This window comes from Thermococcus celericrescens (assembly GCF_001484195.1).
Taxonomy (GTDB): Archaea; Methanobacteriota_B; Thermococci; order Thermococcales; family Thermococcaceae; genus Thermococcus; species Thermococcus celericrescens.
Window position 1 is genome coordinate 1 of record NZ_LLYW01000045.1, and the last position, 20,305, is coordinate 20,305.

General features: G+C 54.6%; 25 protein-coding genes and 2 pseudogenes. 11 read left to right on the forward strand and 16 right to left on the reverse strand.

The window, feature by feature from the left end:
- Both APY94_RS13760 and APY94_RS11515 read right to left on the reverse strand, forming a co-directional pair.
- Positions 1–224 (reverse strand): annotated as a pseudogene (locus APY94_RS13760) (RNA-guided endonuclease InsQ/TnpB family protein); the annotation flags it as partial.
- Positions 225–353: 129 nt separating this feature from the next.
- Positions 354–746, reverse strand: coding sequence for a hypothetical protein (locus APY94_RS11515; RefSeq protein ID WP_245610471.1), 393 nt, complete (start codon positions 744–746; stop codon positions 354–356).
- 112 nt (positions 747–858) lie between these two features.
- On the opposite strand from APY94_RS11515, the gene APY94_RS11520 reads away from it, so the two are divergent.
- From APY94_RS11520 to APY94_RS11545, 6 genes are all read left to right on the forward strand, one after another.
- Positions 859–1,611 (forward strand): sulfite exporter TauE/SafE family protein, encoded by a 753-nt coding sequence (locus APY94_RS11520; protein ID WP_058939767.1) that lies wholly within the window; start codon positions 859–861, stop codon positions 1,609–1,611.
- A 31-nt stretch (positions 1,612–1,642) separates the two neighbouring features.
- Positions 1,643–1,924: a hypothetical protein gene (locus APY94_RS11525; protein ID WP_058939768.1), complete on the forward strand. Its 282-nt coding sequence runs from the start codon at positions 1,643–1,645 to the stop codon at positions 1,922–1,924.
- 62 nt (positions 1,925–1,986) lie between these two features.
- Positions 1,987–3,195 (forward strand): coiled-coil domain-containing protein, encoded by a 1,209-nt coding sequence (locus APY94_RS11530; RefSeq protein ID WP_058939769.1) that lies wholly within the window; start codon positions 1,987–1,989, stop codon positions 3,193–3,195.
- A gap of 32 nt (positions 3,196–3,227) precedes the next feature.
- Positions 3,228–4,067, forward strand: coding sequence for a helix-turn-helix transcriptional regulator (locus APY94_RS11535; protein WP_058939770.1), 840 nt, complete (start codon positions 3,228–3,230; stop codon positions 4,065–4,067).
- 154 nt (positions 4,068–4,221) lie between these two features.
- Positions 4,222–5,547 carry a hypothetical protein gene (locus APY94_RS11540; protein ID WP_058939771.1) on the forward strand — a complete coding sequence of 442 codons (1,326 nt, stop codon included), beginning with the start codon at positions 4,222–4,224 and terminating at the stop codon, positions 5,545–5,547.
- A gap of 54 nt (positions 5,548–5,601) precedes the next feature.
- A complete protein-coding gene (locus APY94_RS11545) occupies positions 5,602–6,549 on the forward strand; it encodes a helix-turn-helix transcriptional regulator (protein ID WP_058939772.1) in 948 nt (315 codons plus the stop codon).
- 4 nt (positions 6,550–6,553) lie between these two features.
- On the opposite strand, the gene metG is transcribed toward APY94_RS11545, so the two are convergent.
- Positions 6,554–8,788, reverse strand: a complete 2,235-nt coding sequence (metG, locus tag APY94_RS11550) for a methionine--tRNA ligase (protein WP_058939773.1) — start codon at positions 8,786–8,788, stop codon at positions 6,554–6,556.
- A gap of 160 nt (positions 8,789–8,948) precedes the next feature.
- Between metG and APY94_RS11555 the strand changes: the two genes are divergently transcribed.
- Positions 8,949–9,296, forward strand: a complete 348-nt coding sequence (locus APY94_RS11555; RefSeq protein WP_058939774.1) for a 6-pyruvoyl trahydropterin synthase family protein — start codon at positions 8,949–8,951, stop codon at positions 9,294–9,296.
- On the opposite strand, the gene APY94_RS11560 is transcribed toward APY94_RS11555, so the two are convergent.
- The 11 genes and pseudogenes from APY94_RS11560 to APY94_RS11610 all read right to left on the reverse strand — a co-directional run bounded on the left by APY94_RS11560 (position 9,293) and on the right by APY94_RS11610 (position 16,987).
- Entirely contained in the window at positions 9,293–9,766 is a 474-nt protein-coding gene (locus APY94_RS11560) for a DUF192 domain-containing protein (protein ID WP_058939775.1), read from the reverse strand. The genes APY94_RS11555 and APY94_RS11560 overlap by 4 nt on opposite strands.
- 48 nt (positions 9,767–9,814) lie before the next feature.
- A complete protein-coding gene (locus APY94_RS11565) occupies positions 9,815–10,375 on the reverse strand; it encodes a 2-oxoacid:ferredoxin oxidoreductase subunit gamma (protein WP_058939776.1) in 561 nt (186 codons plus the stop codon).
- Positions 10,372–11,217: a 2-oxoacid:ferredoxin oxidoreductase subunit beta gene (locus tag APY94_RS11570; RefSeq protein ID WP_058939777.1), complete on the reverse strand. Its 846-nt coding sequence runs from the start codon at positions 11,215–11,217 to the stop codon at positions 10,372–10,374. Before APY94_RS11570 ends, APY94_RS11565 begins: the two co-directional genes overlap by 4 nt.
- Positions 11,218–12,366 (reverse strand): 2-oxoacid:acceptor oxidoreductase subunit alpha, encoded by a 1,149-nt coding sequence (locus APY94_RS11575; protein ID WP_058939778.1) that lies wholly within the window; start codon positions 12,364–12,366, stop codon positions 11,218–11,220. It lies immediately after the preceding gene.
- Positions 12,363–12,875 (reverse strand): 2-oxoacid:ferredoxin oxidoreductase subunit gamma, encoded by a 513-nt coding sequence (locus APY94_RS11580; RefSeq protein WP_058939779.1) that lies wholly within the window; start codon positions 12,873–12,875, stop codon positions 12,363–12,365. The genes APY94_RS11575 and APY94_RS11580 overlap by 4 nt, the downstream gene beginning before the upstream one ends.
- On the reverse strand, positions 12,865–13,260 hold the full coding sequence (locus APY94_RS11585) for a HEPN domain-containing protein (RefSeq protein ID WP_058939780.1): 396 nt from the start codon (positions 13,258–13,260) through the stop codon (positions 12,865–12,867). Before APY94_RS11585 ends, APY94_RS11580 begins: the two co-directional genes overlap by 11 nt.
- A complete protein-coding gene (locus tag APY94_RS11590) occupies positions 13,257–13,541 on the reverse strand; it encodes a nucleotidyltransferase family protein (RefSeq protein WP_058939781.1) in 285 nt (94 codons plus the stop codon). The genes APY94_RS11585 and APY94_RS11590 overlap by 4 nt, the downstream gene beginning before the upstream one ends.
- A pseudogene (locus tag APY94_RS11595) lies at positions 13,531–14,396 on the reverse strand (2-oxoacid:ferredoxin oxidoreductase subunit beta). Before APY94_RS11595 ends, APY94_RS11590 begins: the two are co-directional and overlap by 11 nt.
- Positions 14,396–15,586, reverse strand: a complete 1,191-nt coding sequence (locus tag APY94_RS11600) for a 2-oxoacid:acceptor oxidoreductase subunit alpha (RefSeq protein ID WP_058939782.1) — start codon at positions 15,584–15,586, stop codon at positions 14,396–14,398. Before APY94_RS11600 ends, APY94_RS11595 begins: the two are co-directional and overlap by 1 nt.
- Before the next feature lie 3 nt (positions 15,587–15,589).
- On the reverse strand, positions 15,590–15,862 hold the full coding sequence (locus APY94_RS11605) for a 2-oxoglutarate ferredoxin oxidoreductase subunit delta (protein ID WP_058939783.1): 273 nt from the start codon (positions 15,860–15,862) through the stop codon (positions 15,590–15,592).
- A 150-nt stretch (positions 15,863–16,012) separates the two neighbouring features.
- Positions 16,013–16,987 (reverse strand): archaeosine biosynthesis radical SAM protein RaSEA, encoded by a 975-nt coding sequence (locus tag APY94_RS11610; RefSeq protein ID WP_058939784.1) that lies wholly within the window; start codon positions 16,985–16,987, stop codon positions 16,013–16,015.
- Between the two features lie 60 nt (positions 16,988–17,047).
- On the opposite strand from APY94_RS11610, the gene surE reads away from it, so the two are divergent.
- The 3 genes from surE (at position 17,048) to APY94_RS11625 (ending at position 19,139) form a co-directional block, all read left to right on the forward strand.
- On the forward strand, positions 17,048–17,815 hold the full coding sequence (surE, locus tag APY94_RS11615; protein WP_058939785.1) for a 5'/3'-nucleotidase SurE: 768 nt from the start codon (positions 17,048–17,050) through the stop codon (positions 17,813–17,815).
- Between the two features lie 117 nt (positions 17,816–17,932).
- Positions 17,933–18,661, forward strand: a complete 729-nt coding sequence (locus APY94_RS11620) for a hypothetical protein (protein ID WP_157065541.1) — start codon at positions 17,933–17,935, stop codon at positions 18,659–18,661.
- Entirely contained in the window at positions 18,648–19,139 is a 492-nt protein-coding gene (locus APY94_RS11625) for a hypothetical protein (RefSeq protein WP_058939787.1), read from the forward strand. Before APY94_RS11620 ends, APY94_RS11625 begins: the two co-directional genes overlap by 14 nt.
- Before the next feature lie 22 nt (positions 19,140–19,161).
- Here the strand turns inward: APY94_RS11625 and APY94_RS13260 are convergent, their stop codons facing one another.
- The gene (locus APY94_RS13260) at positions 19,162–19,638 is read right to left on the reverse strand and encodes a hypothetical protein (RefSeq protein WP_157065542.1); all 477 of its coding nucleotides are present in this window, start codon (positions 19,636–19,638) and stop codon (positions 19,162–19,164) included.
- Positions 19,639–19,656: 18 nt separating this feature from the next.
- Here APY94_RS13260 and APY94_RS11630 point away from each other — a divergent pair, with 18 nt between their 5' ends.
- Complete coding sequence (locus tag APY94_RS11630) at positions 19,657–19,863, forward strand: hypothetical protein (protein ID WP_058939788.1); 207 nt, start codon at positions 19,657–19,659, stop codon at positions 19,861–19,863.
- 16 nt (positions 19,864–19,879) lie between these two features.
- Here the strand turns inward: APY94_RS11630 and APY94_RS11635 are convergent.
- A partial coding sequence (locus tag APY94_RS11635; protein WP_157065543.1) for a zinc ribbon domain-containing protein occupies positions 19,880–20,305 on the reverse strand: 426 nt, incomplete at its 5' end.

Sequence of the window (20,305 nt, forward strand, 5' to 3'; positions counted from 1 at the left end):
CCTTTGAGGATTAGTTTGTTTCCTTCAATTTTGTATTGGTCGTTTCTGAGGACTATTAAGCCTTCTCCCTTGATGTAGTTTGGTGGTTTGGGTTTGAGCCAGTTGGGGGGTTCTCCGTTCCGTTTGTTCCTTAAGAGTGAGAAGAAGCTTCTCCAGCTTTCGGCGTTCTTCCTGCAGATTTGTTGAACTGTTGCCGAGCCTATTTCGGATTTGAATGTTTCTCTTGGGTTTTTGAGGGTTGAGTTTTACCGTTATTGACCGCTTCATTCTAAAGTATGGTAATGTTTTTTAGGCTTTAAAATAGTTTTGCTTTCCTGTTTAAAGGCTGTTGGGCGGTTTACTGCATCCCCACCCTAAAGGACGAGGCCTTCAGAAGAAAAAAGTAACGAGATTAAGAGTAGCATTACGGACAATATGGACCCGATAAGCCCCCCGATTACGAAAAGCACTATGTTCTCGCGTCCATAGCCCATTTCACCCCCGAGCGCAAGCTCAGCGCGATAACCGATTATGGCCGTTAGGAGGATGGTAACCCCGACCAGAAGAAGGTTCACGGAGCTCAGCTTTCCATTCCTCCACTCGTACAGGCCGTAGGCAAGCACCAGCAGCAATCCTCCCGCCGCAGAGCTGAGCCAGACCGAGAGGTCCTTGTAAAAGCCGTAGGGCGCGTCCCAATTGGCGAAGGTTATCGAGCCTGGTTGGGTTATCACAAAGACGAGAAGCACCATCAACCAGTACTTTTCCATCCCATCTTCATCCAGATTTCTACGGTTCTAAAGTTCAAAAATTTTTTGGCTGAAGTTGTAATCCTCCTGCTAAATTATATAAACCCTCCCGGGGATACCGGGCCGATGCGGAATGCTTAACCCTGGGATGGCCGTTTTAATCGGTGCCCTCATAGGCACGGTAGCGGGTCTGTTTGGGGTCGGAGGCGGGTTCCTCATCGTTCCCTCGCTGGTGTTCCTTGGACTGCCCATTCACGTGGCTATCGGAACCAGCCTCGCCTGTATCACGATAAGCTCCCTATCCTCCGCCTACGCCCACATCCGGGCCGGCAGGGTTCTCTACAGGGTGGCCTTTCTGAAGGAGGCCTTTTCAATTCCGGCCGCGGTGATAGGCGCGTACCTCTCGGGGATGCTGAACTCAAACGTGCTGGAGGCAGTATTCGGGCTTCTCCTAATCTACGTTGCCTACGTCTTCATCAGGAGAAGCGATGTAAGAAACCGCGGGGAGGCTCTGAGGATAAACTATAGAAAGGTTCCGCTGATAGGTGCCCTCTCCGGCCTAACCTCTGGACTTCTGGGGGTCAGCGGGGGCGTACTGAACGTTCCCCTCTTCCACACCCTCGCGGGCCTCCCCGTAAACTACGCGGTCGGAACGTCCAGCCTCGCCCTGTTCTTCACGGCGCTGGTGGGAACGGCCACCCACATCGGACTTGGACAGGTGGACCTTCAAACGGCGCTCCTGCTCTCCCCCGGCCTCATAATAGGGGCCGCCGTGGGGGCCAGACTGGTTCCAAAGCTGCAGCCGAGGCGGTTTAAGATACTGTTCTCAGTGCTTCTGATACTGGTCGCGGTGAGGCTCCTCCTCAGGGCACTCGAAGGTTTTTAACGTTCAGCCCCAATTCTCCCCGGTGAGAAAGATGTCGGAACTTTTCGAGAAAATCAAGGCCGAGTACGGCGTTGAGATAGCGGATGAAAATGACATGACGAACGTGTGGAGGCTCGTTGAGATGCTCAAGGATAAGGGCTGGGTGGTGTACATCATCACCGCCAGGGGACGCGAGCAGGTCGATGCGTGGCACCCGAACTACGGAAGCCTGTACGCCCAGTTTGGAGAGATTCCGCATTTTAGGAACGTGGTGGAAGGCATATGCGTTACAGCCCTCCATATAAGGGAGCTTGAGAGGAATGGAACGCTCTGAAACGTTCGTTCCGTCGGAGTCCTCAAATAGGTTTTAGCCCCTAGCGTTCATCGGTGATGCCCATGAAGGGGATAAAGGGCTTTGCACTGGCCCTGGCAATGCTGCTCCTTGGCAGCGTAATACCGCTGGGCCTGGCTGAGAGCAACAACACCACCGGGTCGTACACCGGAGTGGTAATGGACAACAGCACCAGGGAGATGGTGATAGCGGGTCAGCTGATTGACCAGCTTCAGAGGCTGGGCAAGTTCGCCGAGGACAAGATAGAACCTATAAAGGACAAGCTGCCCGAGAACTCCACGATACTCACCCACTACGAGCTCGCAGAGGACTACAAGGAAAAGGCGGTGAGCGAGTACGAGGCCGGCGACTACTACAACTCGATACTGGACAGCCTCACGGCCATGCACCACTACAAGGTTGCCCTCTCAGCGCTTAAGGAGGCCAAAGAGAAGGTCCAGGATGTAGGGGAACGCATCAAAATGGAAATCGAGCGCATGACGGAGTACTTCAGGTTCGTTGAGAAGACCATAAGGCTGGCGGAGAACCAGGGGATAGACGTGAGCAACCTCACCGCGCTCTACAACGAGACCAGAGATGCCTACAAAGTTGTGCTCGATGACCTTAAGGCCGGAGACTACGAAAAGGCGAAGGCGGACTATGAAGTCGCCAAGGAGAAGAAAGCTCTCCTCGACGAGGAGCTGAGAAAGGTCCGCGAGGAGCTCGCCTACGCAAACGCTGAGGAGATCGTCAAAGACTTCCTGATCAAGGGCGAGAAGGGAATGGAGATAGCTCAGAAGGCAATCGAAGTCGGGGAGCAGAACGGTTACAACGTGACGGAGCTCCAGGAGAGGCTCAATGCTTTCTCGGAGGTTTACAGCCAGGTCAAGGCCCTGGCCGACGAGGGCAAGTGGGAGGACGCTCTGACCGTCATGAAGGATAACAGGGAAACCATAGTTGAGTTCCACAACGCCGTTGAGTTCGTACTCAGAAAGGTTCGCGAGAGGGAGCTCGATGAAAAGCTGAAGGACGTCCGCGCTTTCCTCAGGGAGATGAACGACAGGATTCAGAAGGACGCGAAGGCGCTCCGTGAGCTCAAGAGCAGGGGTGTTGACACCACCAGGGCGGAGGTTCAGCTGAAGGTGGCCGCCCAGGAGCTCAGGATAGGCGTCGAGCTTCTCAAGGCAAAGAAGCCCCTCCAGGCCAAAGCCCACTTCGCGATAGCACTGGACATGCTCCACAAGATCGATGAGTTCATACTCGCCCACTCCTGACCTTTCCTTTTTAGTTATGGAGGGATGCTTAAATGAGACTCAAAGGGGCTGCAATCCTCATGCTGATAACGCTCTGCCTCCTGCACGGGGTTAGTGCCTATACCGTCTCATCCCGGGTTTTGACGGTTTACAATGACGGCTACGTCAAGGTTGAATATGAAATCCTGCCCGCGGAGTATTCCTCCCAGATTGAACTTCCCCTCCTCGGCGACCATTACGAGAACGTTATCGTCGAGGACGGGAACGGAAATCCCCTTAACTTCAGGCTTGAGAACGGAAGCCTCCTCATATATTCCGGGGACGCCGGCATAGTCAAGGTCTCCTACTATACCCCCGACCTGACCGCAAAGGAAGGCATGGTGTGGACGCTTCACATTGCAACCAACGATTCCTTCACTGTAGTACTGCCTGAGAACGCCATAGTGGTCGACCTGAGCGATATACCCCTCGAAATAGCGGGGAACTCGATAACCATGCCTCCCGGAAACCAGAGCGTCTCCTACACACTCAACGGCAGAGGGGCTGGCAGTGAAGGCGGAACGGAGGGTTCGGCATATCTGATAATCCTAGCCGGTCTTGGAGTGATCGGAGGTTTTGCCTATGTGCTCTGGAGAAGGAAAGGCGGAGGAAAATCAATGCCCACCCGGGAGGAATTCCAAGCCCGGCTGGAAAACCTCGACCTCAACGAGGAGGAGAAGCGTGCGCTGCTCTACATCTTCGATAAGGGCGGGAGGGCCAGCCAGGCCGAGGTCAGGGAGGCGATAGGTCTGCCCAAAACCACCGCATGGAGGATGTTCAAGCGCCTTGAGAGGAAGGGTCTGGTGAAGGTTCTTAAGGGCAGGAAGGAAAACTGGGTGGAGCTCAGGTTTTAGGGCCGATGGGGACAAGTGAGGCGTTTAACCCCTTCTTTCCTCTTCTTAAGTGCTTTTTTGTAAAAGAGAAACCTGGAGGAACGTTTTGAAACGAGCAAAGTCCGGCGGGTTCCTAATATACGTGTGGACACCTACACAACATCAGGTGAGAGCCATGAAGATGAGTATGAAAACACTGCTGGTGCTCTTCATAGGAGCACTGATACCACTCAGCACCACCGCATGGGCGGCCAGCGTAGACGCCACGGCAACCAACACAACCGCAGTGAGCAACCAGACCCTGCCGGTCAACGCCACGAACGTAACCAACACCACCCCAGTTAACATAACCAACGTCACCAATACAACGAACACGAGCGGTGTTCAGGCGTACAACCTGCTTGTGATACTGGATAAGGTCTCCGATTACACGGCAGGTCTGATGGCCGAGCTCAATGCGAACAACGTCACAATCTCCAATCACACCCTTGACCTCTACTCCCAGGCTGAAGCAACCCGTGCCCAGGCGGGGGAACTTTACAACGCCGGCAACTACAGCGAGAGCATAAACGCCTCTATGAATGCCCTCTACCTCTACAAGGAGGTCATCGAGGAGCTGACCGACTACTACGAGGAGCACAAGGAGAAGAAAATGGAGGAAGAGCACGAATACTATGAGACAATAATGGACGCCAAGGAGGAGCTTCACAGGGCCGCGGAGTACTTCCCGTACGTTGAGAAAGTCATCGCGGAGGCCAAAGCCGAAGGCCTCAACGTTACCTACGTCATGGAGCTTTACAACGAGACCAAGGCCGCCTATATGGTCGTTGCCCGGGACCTCGCCAGCGGCAACGTTACCGTCCTCAAGGCAGACCTTGAGTACGCGGAGGAGCTCATGGACAAGCTTGAGGATGCCGTTGAGGATCTCTCCGAGGGTATCGTCGGTGCAAAGGCCGATGAGATAAGCCAGGCCTTCATGGAGAAGCTCCAGGAGCAGATGAAGCTCATGGAGAAGCTAATGGCCATGCTCGGGAACTCCACGATAAACGCCACATATCTCCAGGAGAACCTCATGGAGCTCCAGACGATGTACGAGGGATTCAACGCCCTTGTTGAGAGCGGCCAGTACGAGGAAGCCCTCGACATGCTCCACGACATCAACGAGGAGCTGAAGGAGATAATCGAGGACACCAAAGAGATAGAGAAGGAGTACAAGGAGGAGAAGGAGCGCGAAGAGCAGGAAAAGGAGGAGAGGGAAGAGAAAGAAGAGCACAAGGATGAAAAGGATGGCGAGGACGAATACGAGGATGACCACAAGGAGAAGGACGAGCACAGGGACGAATACACCGACGACGAGAGCGAAGATGACCAGGATGGGGACTACGAGGAGCAGGATTCCCACGATGACGACAACGGCCAGCATGAGGACTCCGAGAATGACAACGAGGACATGGAGCACGACGGTAAAGACGAGAAAGACGAGTCGGAGGATGACGAGTGAACTCCCTTCTAATATCTTTTTAAGGGGGATTTCTTAACTTCTGGAGGTGCTGGGATGAGGAGCAAAGCAGCGATGGTGTTCGCAATTGCGCTCATGATCCTGCCCCTCGTAAGCGGGCAGTACTCCGTCGAGTCCCTGGGCCTCACGGTCTATTCCGACGGATACGTTAAGGTAGTTGAGGTTATCGTTCCCGAAAACTACACGGTCAGCTTTTCCGTCCCGCTCCTCGCCACCAACGTTGAGGGGCTGACCGTTATCGATGAGAATGGAAAACCCCTGCCGTATGAGATAAACGGCTCCACTCTTACCGTGTACTTTGAAAACGCCACGGGCGTTAGAATAACCTATTACACTCCCGACCTGACCGCAAAAACTGGCGCCATATGGAGTGTTCGTTTCAGTTCAACTACCCCTGTTAAAATCACGTTTCCAGATAACGCTGTCATAGTTGACCTCACCGACATACCCCTTGAGATAAATGGGAATTCGATACTAATGCCGGCTGGAAACCAGACGGTTTCCTATGTCCTTGAATACCGACCAACGGGAACCGAGGTTCCAACCGTCCCGCCCACATCGGGAACGACCACTGAACTTTCCAACTCAACGGTGCCCTCCAATCCGAGCTCTCCATCCTCGACTCCGAGTGCTCCTGATGAGGGCTCCACGAACTGGACGGTGGTCGGTATCCTGGCCCTCCTCGCACTTGCCGCAGGTGGAGGCTTTGCCTACATGAAGCACGGGGGAGAAGAGGAAAGGACCCCCGGCATCAGCAGGGAGGACTTCGAGAGACGCCTCAAGGAGTACGAACTGACAAAGGACGAGGAGAATGCGCTGCTCTACCTGTTCGACAGGGGTGGCAGGGCCAAACAGGCTGAAGTCCGGGAGATGCTCGGGATTCCAAAGACAACCGCCTGGAGGATGTTCCAGCGCCTTGAGAAGCGGGGCTTGGTGAGGGTCTACAAGAAGAAGAGGGAGAACTGGGTGGAGCTCAAACTTTGAGCCCTCACCTTATTCTTGCACCCAGCTTTATTTCTTTATCCGGCATCAGCAGGGCGACGTTTTCGCCGTCGTCGGCTGCCAGAAGCATTCCCTGGCTCTCAACGCCGCGGAGCTTCTTAGGTTCAAGGTTTGCTATGATGACGACGTAGTGGTTGAGCAGCTCTTCCGGCTTGTAGTACTTCTTCAGCCCGGCAACGAGCTGCCTGACTTCGTCCCCAAGGTCAACCTTGACCACGTAGAGCCTGTCGGCATTGGGGTGGTCGCTGACCTCGATTATCTTCCCGACCCTCAGATCAAGCTTTAGGAAGTCGTCAAAGCTTATGTACTCCATGCTTCCACCACCTTTCTCCTTTTTCTTCGCCTTCTCCTTCTTCGAAGCTTTTTCGGGCTTTTCAGTTTTAGGCCCGATTTCATCCCCGTAGATGCTCTTAAGGATTGCCATCGCCTCTTCCCGTTTGGCATCTCCAAAGCGCTCGAATGCAACCTTCACTACATCGTCCCGCTTGTAGTATTTGTCAAGGAGCAGCCTGGCGCTCTTGGGATTGCCCCGTGCTATGTAGTTCACGATGAAGTAGATGATGTCCCCGTCGGTTACCTTCTTGAACATCGGGCTGGCCTTCCTGACGCGGTGGCCAGCAGGAAGCTCGGTGAACTCCCAGCGCTTGAGCTCTTCAAGGTTGAGTAGGTGCCATATCTTCTCGCTCGCATCGGGGAGGAACGGCTCAAGGAGTACTCCGAGCGCCTTGACTATCTGGAGGGAGATGTTCACTGTGGTTGCCGTCCTTACGCGGTCGGTTTTGGCGGTCTTCCACGGCTTCTGGTAGTCGAAGTAGCGGTTGCCAAAGATGGCGAGCTCCATAACCCTCTTGAGGGCGTCCTTGAACTTGTACTGGGCTATCAGCTTTCCGGTCTCCTCAAATGCCTTCTCAATCTCCTCGAAGGCCTGCCTGTCGAGGTCGTCCAGCTCGCCTCTCTCCGGCACAGTTCCATCGAAGTAGCGGTTGGCAAAGGTCATCGCCCTGTGAACGAAGTTGCCGAGGTTGTTGACGAGCTCCTCGTTTATCTTGCTCTTGAAGTCGGCGAAGCTGAAGTCGCTGTCGCGAGTTTCGGGCATTATGGCGGTGAGGTAGTAGCGCAGGTAGTCGGCTGGGAAGGCGTCGAGGAACTCGTGAACCCATATGGCCCAGTTCCTGCTCGTCGAGAACTTCTTGCCCTCAAGGTTGAGGTACTCGTTGGCCGGGATGTCGTGGGGCAGATTCCACTCGGCCTCGACTTCCTCATCTCTATACTTCCCGTAGGCCATCAGGAAGGAGGGCCAGAATATCGCGTGGAAGGGCACGTTGTCCTTACCGATGAAGTGGATTACCCTGGTCTCGCCGTCGAGGTTGAGCCAGAACTTCTTCCACTCGTTCTCTCTTCCCTCCTGCTTCAGGTGCTCGATTGTGATCGAGATGTAGCCTATAGGTGCCTCGAACCAGACGTAGAGCACCTTTCCTTTAATGTCCTCGTCGTCGAGGGGGACGGGTATTCCCCAGTTGAGGTCCCTCGTCATGGCCCTCTCTTCGAGCCCCTCGTTGATCCAGCCGAGAACGGTGTTCCTGACGTTCGGCTTCCAGTGCTCCTGGCTGAGAACCCACTCCTTCAGCCTCTCTTCGAAGTCCTGCATCCGGATGTAGTAATGGGCGGAGTCTTTTGTGGTGATTGGATTGCCGCACAGGTTGCAGCGCGGGTTTATGAGTATCTCAGGAGTCAGCGGGTGGCCGCAGACCTCACACTGGTCGCCGCGCTGGTTCTCGGCGCCGCAGTAGGGACAGGTCCCTATCACAAACCTGTCCGGTAGGAACATCTTGTCGTGCTCGCAGTATGCCTGCTTGGTGACCTTCTTGACGAGATGGCCGTTCTCAAGCGCCTTGAGGAAGAACTCCTGGCTTATGCGGTAGTGAACCGGCAGCTCGGTTCTGCCAAAGTAGTCGAAGCTTATCTTGGCCCTCTCAAAGGTCGTCTTTATGTGCTCGTGGAACTCGTCAACGATTTCCCTGGCGCTCCGGTTCTCCTTGAGCGCGCGGAAGGTTATGGGGGTTCCGTGTTCATCGGTTCCACAGACGAAGAGCACCTCCTCTCCCTTGAGCCTCAGGTAGCGCACGAAGATGTCTGCTGGAAGGTATGCTCCTGCCAAGTGCCCCGCGTGAATCGGACCGTTAGCGTAAGGAAGAGCGGACGTTACCATGTACCTGACCATTTTAACCACCGTCCCGGCAATGGGTTTAGCCCCTTATAAGACCTGCGGGTTTTAAACATTACGGTGGGTTATTTTTAAATGGTTAAAATATGTTGAGTTATGCATAATCCCGGCCCAAAGGTTTTAGTTTGAATAACATCCAAGACCGGTGGTGGGTATCATGAGAGCCAGAATCATCGAGCGCTTCAAATTTGAAGCCGCACATGCCGTTCTGATCAACGGAAAGCCGGAGGAGATACACGGCCACACCTTCAGGCTTGAGGTGGCCGTCGAAGGTCCACTGGAGAACGGCTACGTGATGGACTTCCTCGAGCTGAGGAGAATCGTGAATGAAATCATTGGGAAACTCGACCACAGGAACTTAAACGCTCTCTTCGAAAACCCGACGACCGAAAACGTGGCCCTGTGGATTGCGGAAGAGGTGGAAAAAAAACTGCCAGAGGGCGTCAGGCTCAAAAGAGTAATCCTCTGGGAGGGCGAGGAGAACGGGGTAGAGTTTGAGTTTTAGTTCCCCTTCACCTTCACTTCCCGCACACTCTCCGTGAGCGCCATTCCGTTGGTTCCCTTCTCGAAGGAGAGGCCATCGGGCAGCGACACCTTCACCGGCACGGCCCTTTCTTTCTCCTCGCTGGGGGTCCAGCTTATCAAATCGCCCTCTTCAACGTCGAGCGTTTTTATCAGCCCCACCGGTCCCTCTATTATGTACTTGGCCGACTCTTTCGGAGCGTAGAGCCGCCATTTCCGGGCGGTTTTAAAGTCCACCACCCATCTCGCGGAGTCCAGCCAGATTACGTCTATATCGCTCAGCATGAAGAAGGTATGGATTGAAGCGTTGGCCTTGGTTTCTGCCGGAAGAACGAAGACCAGGGCATAGTTGACGTTTCTAACCAGCATTAATCCCCTGAAGCGCTTAAAGAAGCTGTCCGCCAGCTTCACAGGCCCGTGCCACGTTCTCTCCTTGGTCTCGTTGATGAGCATGGTAAGAAATGGGAGCGCGGGTTGATAAGTTTTTGGGAAAGAAAGGGGTCAGCGGTCTCCAGCCCCTGCCTTCTCCCCAAGCTCGAAGCCCTTGTGAAGTGCCTTGAGGTTTATCTCCTCGGTGCCCTTGGGGACCGCATCCAGAACGGCCTTTTCTATAGCCTCCCTGCTCACGACACCGGTCCAGGCCGTCAGGATTCCAAGGGTGAGGATGTTCATGGTGAGGCTCAGTCCGGTGGTTTCCTCGGCTATCTCCGTGAGCGGTAGCGAGACCACCTCAAGCCCCTTTTCGAACTCAGTGTCCCTGTGCGGAACGAGCTCCTCCTCGACTATTATGCGAGCACCCTTCCTAACGGTGTGGAGGTACTTGTTGTAAGCCTCCTGGGAGAAGAAAACCGCACAGTCCGGCTTGAGGGTCTTGGGGTAGTCTATGGGCTCGTCGCTTATGACTACTTCCGCCTTGCTCGCTCCACCCCTCGACTCCGGCCCGTAGGCCTGGGTCTGGACGGCGTAGAGGTTCTCGTAGACGGCAGCGGCCCTTCCAAGTATGACGCTCGCTAAAATGACTCCCTGACCGCCAAAGCCGCTGAAGAGTATCTCCTTCCTCATTCTTCCCACCCCATCATCTTCTTGGCGCGCCTCTTGTACGCCTCGTACTCCCTCACGAGACCGGGTCTGTCCCTGTCGGCAAACTCGCCGATGACTATCTTGCCCTCAAGCTCCTCCGGCGGCATCTTCTTGGCCTTTGCCAGAGGAACGGTTATCTTCTGATACCAGCGGAGCAGTTCCGGAGCGGTCTTCATCCTGTTCCTTCTTCCGAAGCTTATCGGGCACGGAGAGAGGAACTCGACGAGGGTAAAGCCTTCCTTGTTGAGGGCCTTCTTTATGCTGTTGATTCCCTGGAGGTAGTTGAAGACGCTCCACCTTGCCACGTAGTTGGCTCCAGCCGAAACCGCGAGGTCGGCTATGTCGAAGGGGTTCTCAAACTGGCCGTAGGGAGCGGTCGTTCCGCGCAGGCCCTTAAGGGCCGTCGGCGCGACCTGTCCGCCGGTCATTCCGTAGGTGAAGTTGTTGATGAGTATCACCGTAACGTCGAGGTTCCTTCTGATGGCGTGAATGAAGTGGTTTCCACCGATGGCTGCGGCATCGCCGTCGCCCATGAAGGCGATTATCTTGAGGTCAGGATTGGCAAGCTTTATGCCCGTTGCAAACGCCAGAGCCCTCCCGTGGGTTGTGTGCAGGCCGTCGAAGTTGACGAAGCCCGGAACGCGGGAGGAACAGCCTATTCCGCTGACCCAGACTATCTCGTCCGGGTTGAGGCCGAGGTCGTCTATCGCACGGAGCGTGTACTGGAGTGCCGAGCCTATTCCACAGCCCGGACAGAATATTGTAGGAAGCATGTCCTTTCTCAGGTACTTGTCGCGAATCTCGTAAGCGGATTTCAGGTACATTCAGCCCACCACCCTTTCGACTATCTCCATCGGAGTGTGAACCTCGCCGCCTATCTTCGCTATCAGCTCGACCTCCGCTTTTCCGTTGGCGCCCTCTTTGACGAGGTGGTATAGCTGTCCGAGGTTCATCTCCGGGACGTATATCTTCCTCACGCGCTCGGCAAGCTCCTCAATCATGTCGAAGTCGAAGGGCCATATCGTGTTGAGCTTGAGAAGGCCGGCCTTAACGCCCCTCTCGCGGAGTATCTTAACGGCTCTTACCGCCGAGCGGGAGACTATGCCCGTGCTTATTATCGCTACCTCAGCGTCATCGAGCTCGAAGGCATCGTAGGAGATGATGTCCTCCCTGTTGTGCTCCAACTTTTCGATTATTCTCCGTATGAGCTTCTCGTGAACCTCTGCGTCCACCGTCTTGGGTCTTCCCCTCTCGTCGTGGGTGAGGCCAGTGACGTAGGTTCTGTACCCCTTGCCGAATATCGGCATCGGCGGCACTCCGTCGCCGTGTATGTCGCCGAACGGGAACTTCGCCTCCTCCTCGCTGGCCGGAAGCTTGCGGTCGATTATCTCGACCTCCCCAGGCTGGGGAATGTAAACGCGCTCACGCATGTGTGCTATCTCCGCGTCGGTGAGAAGAACCACCGGCGTCCTGTACTTCTCGGCCAGGTTGAAGGCCCTTATGGTGAAGTCAAAGGCCTCCTGGACGGTTGAGGGACTGAGGACTATCAGTGAATGGTCGCCGTGCGTTCCCCAGATGGCCTGCATTATGTCGCCCTGGGCCGCGAGGGTCGGCTGGCCCGTTGATGGGCCGCCGCGCTGGACGTCCACGACAACAACCGGAGTTTCCGTCATTATCGCGTAGCCGAGGTTCTCCTGCATGAGACTGAATCCCGGGCCGCTCGTTGCCGTCATGGCCTTGGTGCCTGTCCAGGAGGCTCCGATTATCGCCGCCATGCTCGCCAGCTCGTCTTCCATCTGTATACTTACACCGTCCACCAGCGGCATGTAAATGGCCATGGCCTCGAATATCTCACTGGCCGGCGTGATTGGATAGCCCGCGTAGAAGCGGCATCCCGCGAGGATCGCCGCCCTTGCTATCGCCTCATCACCCTGAATGAAGTCGCTTCTGCCAACCGGAAACGGATATCTCATCCACATCCCTCCTCGTAACCGACCCTGAAGGCTTTGATGTTTATATCCTCGGTTCCCTTGGGAACCCTCCTCCTTATGGCCTCCTCGACGTTTTCCTTCTTCACAACGCCGGTTTTCGCCACGAGGTAGCCGAGGGCGACCATGTTGACGGTAAGTGCCAGACCGGTGCTCTCCTCCGCCAGGCGCGTGAACGGGGCACCGATGTAGTCCCTATCGGGCTTAACCAGGTCTGTGTCTATAATCAGCAGCCCGTCCTTCCTCAGCTCGTCCTTTACGGTGTCGTAGCCGAGCTGGGCGAGTGCGACGAGAACGTCCGCCTCGGTGACTATGACGTCGTAAATCGGCTCCTTAGATATTATCACGTCCGCTATAGAGTGGCCGCCCCTGCTCGCGGAGCTGTAATCCTGGGTCTGGACGACGTTCAGCCCCTCTATGGCGGCGGCCTCGCCGAGTATGACGCCGGCCAGAACAACACCCTGGCCTCCTATGCCTGCAAACCTAACCTGCATCTCCAATCCCCTCCAGGTAGGATTTCGTGAATGCCAAAAATTCTTCCGCGTACTTCAAAACCTCACGGGCTTCCTCCTCAGTGTACTCCACGAAAACATCGTAATCGGCAGTATGGCGCATGTTTAACGCCTTGGAATAGCCGGTGTAGAGCCTCGCGGGAATCTCCCCCGTTTTGACAAACTCCTTTCCGAGCTGGGCGTGAACCCCTGCGTGGCTCTTCGGCGTTATGCCCTTCGAGAGAAGAAGCGCCCTTGCACAGTAGAACATGACGTAGTAGGTGCTTGATATGGTGAATGCATAATAGCCCTTCTCAAAGAGCTCTTTGGTGGCCTTGAGTCTCTCATCTGCTTTTTTCAGCAGAGCGCTGATCTCTTCCTTTTTCATACCGTCACACCCTCCGTCTTCGCTGTGGTGTAAAGGCTGTCTTTTCTGGAGGTATGGGGCACTATCATGACCGAGACGCCCAGCTCAAGGGTAAGCTCGGCGCTCAGCCTTCCTATCTCGTCCCAGTCCTCCGGCTTTATCCCGTCTTTAAAGACTAGAAGAACGTCTAAGTCGCTCTCTTCCCTGTAGTCTCCCCTAACCCTTGAACCGAAGACGATGATCTCCTCAACCCTGTTCCCAAATGCCTCCCTCAGCCTTCTGCCAATGGTCTCAAACTCCATCATCTTCACCCTTAAGCCCGAAGTGCTCCTGGACTTCATCAATCAGCTTGTTAAGCTCCGTGGTGAACTCCGGCCTCTCCCTGTTGACTATCTCTCCTATGACGAACTTGCCCTCAAGCTCCTCCGGGCTCATGTTTCTCGCCCTGCTGACCGGGACTGAGTTCTTGAGGAACCACCTGAGCATCTCGGCCGGCTCCTTCATCCTGTTCCTCCTTCCGAACTGGACAGGGCACTGGGAGATGACCTCAACGAGCGAGAAGCCCTTAACCTGGAGGGCTTTCTTTATGCTCTCGATGAGCTGGTAGACGTGGGCGGTGGTCCACCTGGCAACGTAGCTCGCTCCGGCGGCAGCGACAGTCTCGGAAATCTGAAGCGGGTGCTCTATGTTCCTGTACGGGCTGGTGGTCGTTTTAGCGCCGAACGGCGTCGTCGGGGCGACCTGGCCGCCCGTCATTCCGTAGATGAAGTTGTTCACGAGGATGACCGTTATGTCTATGTTCCTCCTCGCGGCGTGGAGCAGGTGGTTGCCGCCTATGCTCGCCAAATCACCGTCACCGCTTATGACGACGACTTTCTTGTCGGGAAGGCCCACCTTGACGCCGGTGGCGAAGCTATCGCCCTCCCGTGGGTCGTGTGGAGGGTGTCGGCGAGGAAGTACGGTGAGGCTATCCAGGCGGAGCAGCCTATACCGCTAACGACGACGAGGTCCTTGGGGTCAATCTTGAGACCGTCGATCGCGTTCGCGAAGGCGTTGAGGACCGTTCCACCGCCGCAGCCGGGACAGAGAGCGGTGGGAAGGGCCTCCTTGCGGAGGTACTTAACCATCGGATAGGTGGAGTATATCTTCTTCGCCATCAGGCAACACCCCTTATCTTGCGGAGGATCTCCTCAACGGTCAGAGGCACTCCGCCGATTTTGTTCACGCCCTTGAGGAGGACGTCGTCGTTAACGTAGCGCTCGACCTCGATTATCATCTGGCCGAGGTTCATCTCGGCGACGAGTATCGTCCTTGCCTTTTTCGCCAGCTCCCTCATTCTCTCGGCCGGGAACGGGTGAACGGTCTTCGGCACGAAGAGGCCGGCCTTTATTCCTTCCTCCCTGGCCCTGAGAACCGCTCCAAGGGCGGGCCTAGCCGTCACTCCCCAACTGACGACGAGTATCTCGGCGTCGTCCGTGAAGTGCTCCTCGTACTTCTCGTAAACTTCGCGGTTCTTCTCGATCTTGCGGTGGATTCTCCTCACGAGCCTGTCGTGGACCTCGGGGGTGTAAACATCCCTCAGGCCGGTCTCTTTGTGAGTCGAACCGGTGACGTGGGTGAAGTAGCCGTGGCCGAAGAGCGGCATGGGTGGAACGCCGTCCCCGTGGGGGTCGCCGAAGGGAAGCTTTGCCTCTTCCTCGTTCTCCGGAAGCTTGCGGTAGGTTATTTCAACCTCAGAAACGTCCGGAATCTTTATCTGCTCCCTCGTGTGGGCGAGGACTCCATCGAAGAGCACCACAACTGGAGTTCTCAGCTTTTCGGCGATGTTAAATGCTCTTATCGTCTCCCAGAATGCATCCTGCCCGCTCGTTGGAGAAACGGCAACGATCGGATGGTCGCCGTGGGTTCCCCATCTGGCCTGGAAGAAGTCGCCCTGAGCTCCCTTCGTGGCCTGTCCGGTTGAGGGGCCGCTCCTCTGGACGTCGACCAGAACGAGCGGGGTCTCGGTCATCACGGCATAGCCGAGGTTTTCCTGCATGAGGCTGAATCCCGGTCCAGCTGTGGCAGTCATGACCTTGAATCCTGTCCAGGAGGCGCCGACCATCGCGGCTATGCTCCCAATCTCATCCTCCATCTGGAGATAGTAGCCGCCGAGCTTAGGCAGTTCGCGAGCCATCGTCTCCGCTATCTCGCTGGATGGGGTTATCGGATAACCCGCGTAGAAGCGGCATCCGGCGAAGAGGGCGCCATAAGCTACCGCCTCGTTGCCCTGCATGAAGTAGTTGCCCGGTTTGTAAAGCCTTTTTATGAGCCGAATCTGATCCGGCTCGTTTCCTCTGATTATCATGAGTCACCACCTAACCGCGATGGCAAAGTCCGGGCAGAGAAGCTCGCAGAGCTTGCACTTGACGCACTTCTCGGCGTTAACAGGAACCGGGTAGTGAACGCCCTTTTCGCTGAGCTCCTTGCTCCACTCAAACACTTTTCTCGGGCACATTTCAACGCAAACACCGCAGCCCTTGCAGAGAAAAGTGTCGACGTCGATTTCAACAACACCTTCCGCCTTGCCGGTAACGAGGTAGTTCTCCTTCACGACAACGGTTTTCCCTTCGACAGCTGCCATAAGCATCACCCGCGATTTGCTAAGTCCTTTTACGTTTGTCAACATTTAAAGCTTTCGTGGGTGCCCATAAATGGGCATCAAAGAATCACGAGGGGCGTTATAAGGAGAACGAAAAGAGGGCATGAAAACTCTTTCAAAAACGAAATACATTCACCACGTCAGCAGCTGCCAGTCGAGGAGACCGTTTTCGACTATGTACTCCCATCTCTCGAGGCACTCTGGCTTGAGGTTCTCGATGTGGCTCAAATCCTGCGTTGCCGAGAACTTCTTTATCGCTCTTCCTATGGTCCGGTCGTAGTCCGTGAGGCAGTTGTGGGGCCCGCGCTTCGAGCCAGCCCCCACCGGGTCGCTCAGGATCCTCTTGTTCGGGAAGCGCTTCTTCGCCCAGACCAGGACCTCAACCGCGCTCCAAAGCCAGGGCGGGCGGTACTCCCTCTTTTCCCAGAGCCTCTCGTACAGCGTTCCCTTCTGGATGTCGGTGATGTTTATCGAGAAGGTGTCAGTGTAGGGCTCGGCTTTGATTATACCCTCCTTGGCGTCCTCTATGCCGTCGCGTTCGCTCAGGAAAATAGGCTTCAGCAGGAGGTAGGTCTTGACCTTTGCTCCAGCTTCGTGGGTCGTCTCTGCCGCCTTAACGAAGTCCTCGAAGGTGTTGCCCTTGTTGATTGAGACATCGGCTATATCGTCGTTGGCCGTTTCAAGGCCTATGGCAACTTCGAAGTGTTTATCAGGGACTATCTCAGCCAGCTCCTTAACGGCATCGTAGCGGACCAGCTCGCTCCTGCTCTCGATGACTATCTCCCTAACATCATCGAAATCCGCCAGAATCTCGAAGATCTTCCTCCTCGTTTCGGGCTTAAGCTCGCCGTTGTCCAGGAACGAGCCCGAGGTGAACATTCTGACCGCGAAAGGCCCATTTTTGCCTTCGATTTTCTTGAGGGCCTCTTTGACGTAGTCCACTATGGCGTCCTGGCTCCACCTGACCCTAGGCGCCGCGGTGGGATAAGCGCACATGTAGCAGGCCTGGTTGATCCTGAAGCGGTAGCATCCAATGGTTGGGAGTATGATAAACAGCGCCGTTCCGGGTTTCCCGGCGACGTTGTCCTCGCTCGTCCAGTAGGTCATCTTCTCACCTAAGCCTCGCTGGAAGTTAGGGTTTTTAAAGGTGAGGGATTAACCAGAACCATGCCGAGGATACTCATCACGAACGATGACGGGATTTATTCCAGGGGCTTGAGGGCGGCTGTCGAAGCTGTGAAAGACCTCGGGGAGGTTTACGTGGTCGCGCCGCTCTTCCAGAGGAGTGCCAGTGGCAGGGCAATGACCCTTCACCGCCCCCTCAGGGCCAAGCTCGTTGACGTCCCCGGCGCAAAGGTTGCCTACGGTCTCGATGGAATGCCTGTGGACTGTGTAATCTTCGCCCTCGCGCGCTTCACCGACTTCGACCTCGCTATAAGCGGGATAAACCTCGGTGAGAACCTCAGCACCGAGATAACCGTTTCGGGAACAGCATCGGCGGCTATTGAAACTGCCACGCACGGTATTCCCAGCATAGCCGTGAGCCTTGAAGTTGACTGGAGAAAGACCCTCAGTGAGGGGGAGGGAATAGACTTCTCCGTTGCATCGCATTTTCTGAGGAGGATAGCCAAAGCAGTTCTTGAGAGGGGCTTTCCCGATGGCATTGACATGCTCAACGTGAACGTGCCCAGGGATGCCACGCCGGAGACCGGGATAGTGGTAACGAGACTCGCCAGGAGGAGATACCGCCCGACTATAGAGGAGCGCATCGATCCGAGGGGACATCCATACTACTGGATAGTCGGAAGGAAGTGCGAGAAGTTCGAGCCCGGAACTGACGCCTACGCCCTGAAGGTAGAGAGAAAGGTCAGTGTAACGCCGATAAACATAGATATGACCGCGCGGGTGGACTTTGAGAGTCTCTACACTTTTTAGTTCCTCCCTCTGATGTGCGGCTGTATTCACTAAGTCCAGTTTAAAGGGAAGTAACAAGTCGTTTATAAATTTGTGTCCGCACAAGATTTATAAGAATTCTGGATAATATGTCCAATGGTGACCCTCTTGAAGAAGTGGATGACCAGGACATTTGTGGCCGTTTTTGCGGTTTTAGTTTTGAGTAGCCTCACTGGAGCTTTAAGCATGGTTCTCCCGAAGGGCCACACTGGTTCCGTGACGCCAGCTGAAGCCATGCCTGTCGCTCAGAGACACCCGCAGTGGGCATCCTCAAACGTTCCGAACTTTGAAGACTGGAAGAACGCAAAACTTTCTCTGCCTGTGGTGTACTACTTCCCTAACGGAACCAAGAGCGCCTACGAGTTCACAGTACTTGTGAAAGGCAAGCCAGATGGTTTTATACTCGTGGCGGCGCAGAGGTATATGCCCCCTGTTCTTGAGTTCGGGAAAGGAGAAGCACCGAGCAAGAGGCTGGGAAGAATCGGTGCAGTCAGAATCCAGGGATTTTTAACAAAACAGCACCGGTTGCTGTATTACGGTGGATTAAGCTACAGCGTAGAGCTGGGGAACGGGAAAGCAATTGACATTCACGGTAGAATTGTTTCCGTCCCAAAAGCCGTTAAACTGGAATTCTCGCACAAACCCTACATACTATCCGCAGAGGCAACAAGTGACATACATCGACGATGTCTACTTACGTGGAAAAGCATATTTCAAATGTGCCAGCTTGGACCACAACGGATGACGATGACAATCCAAAGCCGTATCCTTACAACGTGGGTCCCAGTGATGACCCATGGTCCTGGTGTGACTGATGTACCCACATAGCCGTTTCAATGGTGATAGCATACTTGAACCCCAGCTTCAAGATTCTTGGGACAGGGAAGCGTTGATTGATGTTCTTCATCATACTCTACAAACAAACGCGACAGGGGCCACTTGGAGTTACAACGTAGTTCCAGGCATAGAAAACCTTCATGAAGAATATCAGCGTATTTCAAAAATAATAACTCTCAATAATATCGTTGAAAATGACTATACTGCTTGGTGGGAAAGCCGCTCAACAGGATTCTACGATGCAATATCAGATATCAACAACCATCCCATTTTACTGTGGATGATTGAGGGAGGCTCTGCATTAGACCACTCCCAAAATTACGTAAACCATACGGTTACAGTCGTTGGTTATGTCGGATATGCCGGTGCATTTTACTGGGAAATTCATGATACATGGGACAGTGCCAGCCATTACATAGTGGACGGAAATTGGGAGGATGCATGGTTTATCTTCGTGCGTAGGAGGTAGATTCGATGAAAAAGCGGAATTTTCATCTTTTTCTCTTAATTTTCCTTTTGACACTAGTCGGGAGCGTTGTCTTCCTCGATAAAACAACAAATACTCCTAATCCGTGCTTCTCTAAGGTGCCGGTGAACGTGAGCGGCCTTAAACCACCGATTGTCAGTGGCCCTGGCTTTCCTCCAGGGGCAAGATTTATGGGAATAACCCTCGACGAGGTTGTAAATGGAAGTCCGAGGCACGTACTCGTAGGCTTTTTCAACTTCAACCGTTTAAACTGGACCGAGGAGAGGCCGGGATGCCACTTTAAATCCCTCGAAGGCTTTTCCGAGAACTGGACTGGCTTTGTTCTTCCAGGAGCCTCCACAGAGAACATAACCTCTCCGGGAGGGTTTATCTGGCACTCTACGCGTACCCCAAGGAGACCTCCATCGTAATCTCGAAGGTAAAGTACGGAGAAACGCCAGAGGAGTCCAAGATCATCGCGGCCTTCCAGCTCAGGTATCACAAAAGTCCGGAGGAATACGTGGAAAGATACCTGAACTATCTTAAAGGAGCAGGTTACACCAAATTCAAGACACTCCCGAAGGGAGTTATCTTCGAAAAGGACAATAGCACATTGCTCCTGTTGAAAATAGAGGATGAGACCAACATTTACATCTTATTGGCAAAGGGAAACAAGGACGATGTTTTGAAAATAGCAGGCCTGGAGCTGACCTCCTTCCCGCCGTGAGGGGCGAGGGTTCGGCTTAACCCCTCGTTAAAGGCGGAGAGGTTTGAGGGGTCTCATTCAAACCCACTAAAAAGCGGGTCTTAGACCCCTCCGGCCCGGCCTTCCCCCAATTACCCCTCCCTTGAGCGTACAAACCGCCCAAGTTCAGGGTTATCGTTCCCACAGCCCTCTTCAAAATATTAAACGCCCCAACCAAGTCTGAATTGAAGACAAGCCCCGTCTCGGGACACTTAAACAAACCACGAAGGAAGCGAGCCCCCTCGTGAGGCCTCCCGCAGACGGGACAACGCTTAGACGTGAAAACCTCGTCCACAACCAAAACCCGAATATCATACTCCCCAGCAACTTCCTTCAAGCGTTTGATAACGTAATTAAACCGCCAGACGTGGGAGAGGAGATAATTCTGCTTTTTACCCTTGTTGGAGTTCCCACTGATGCCCTT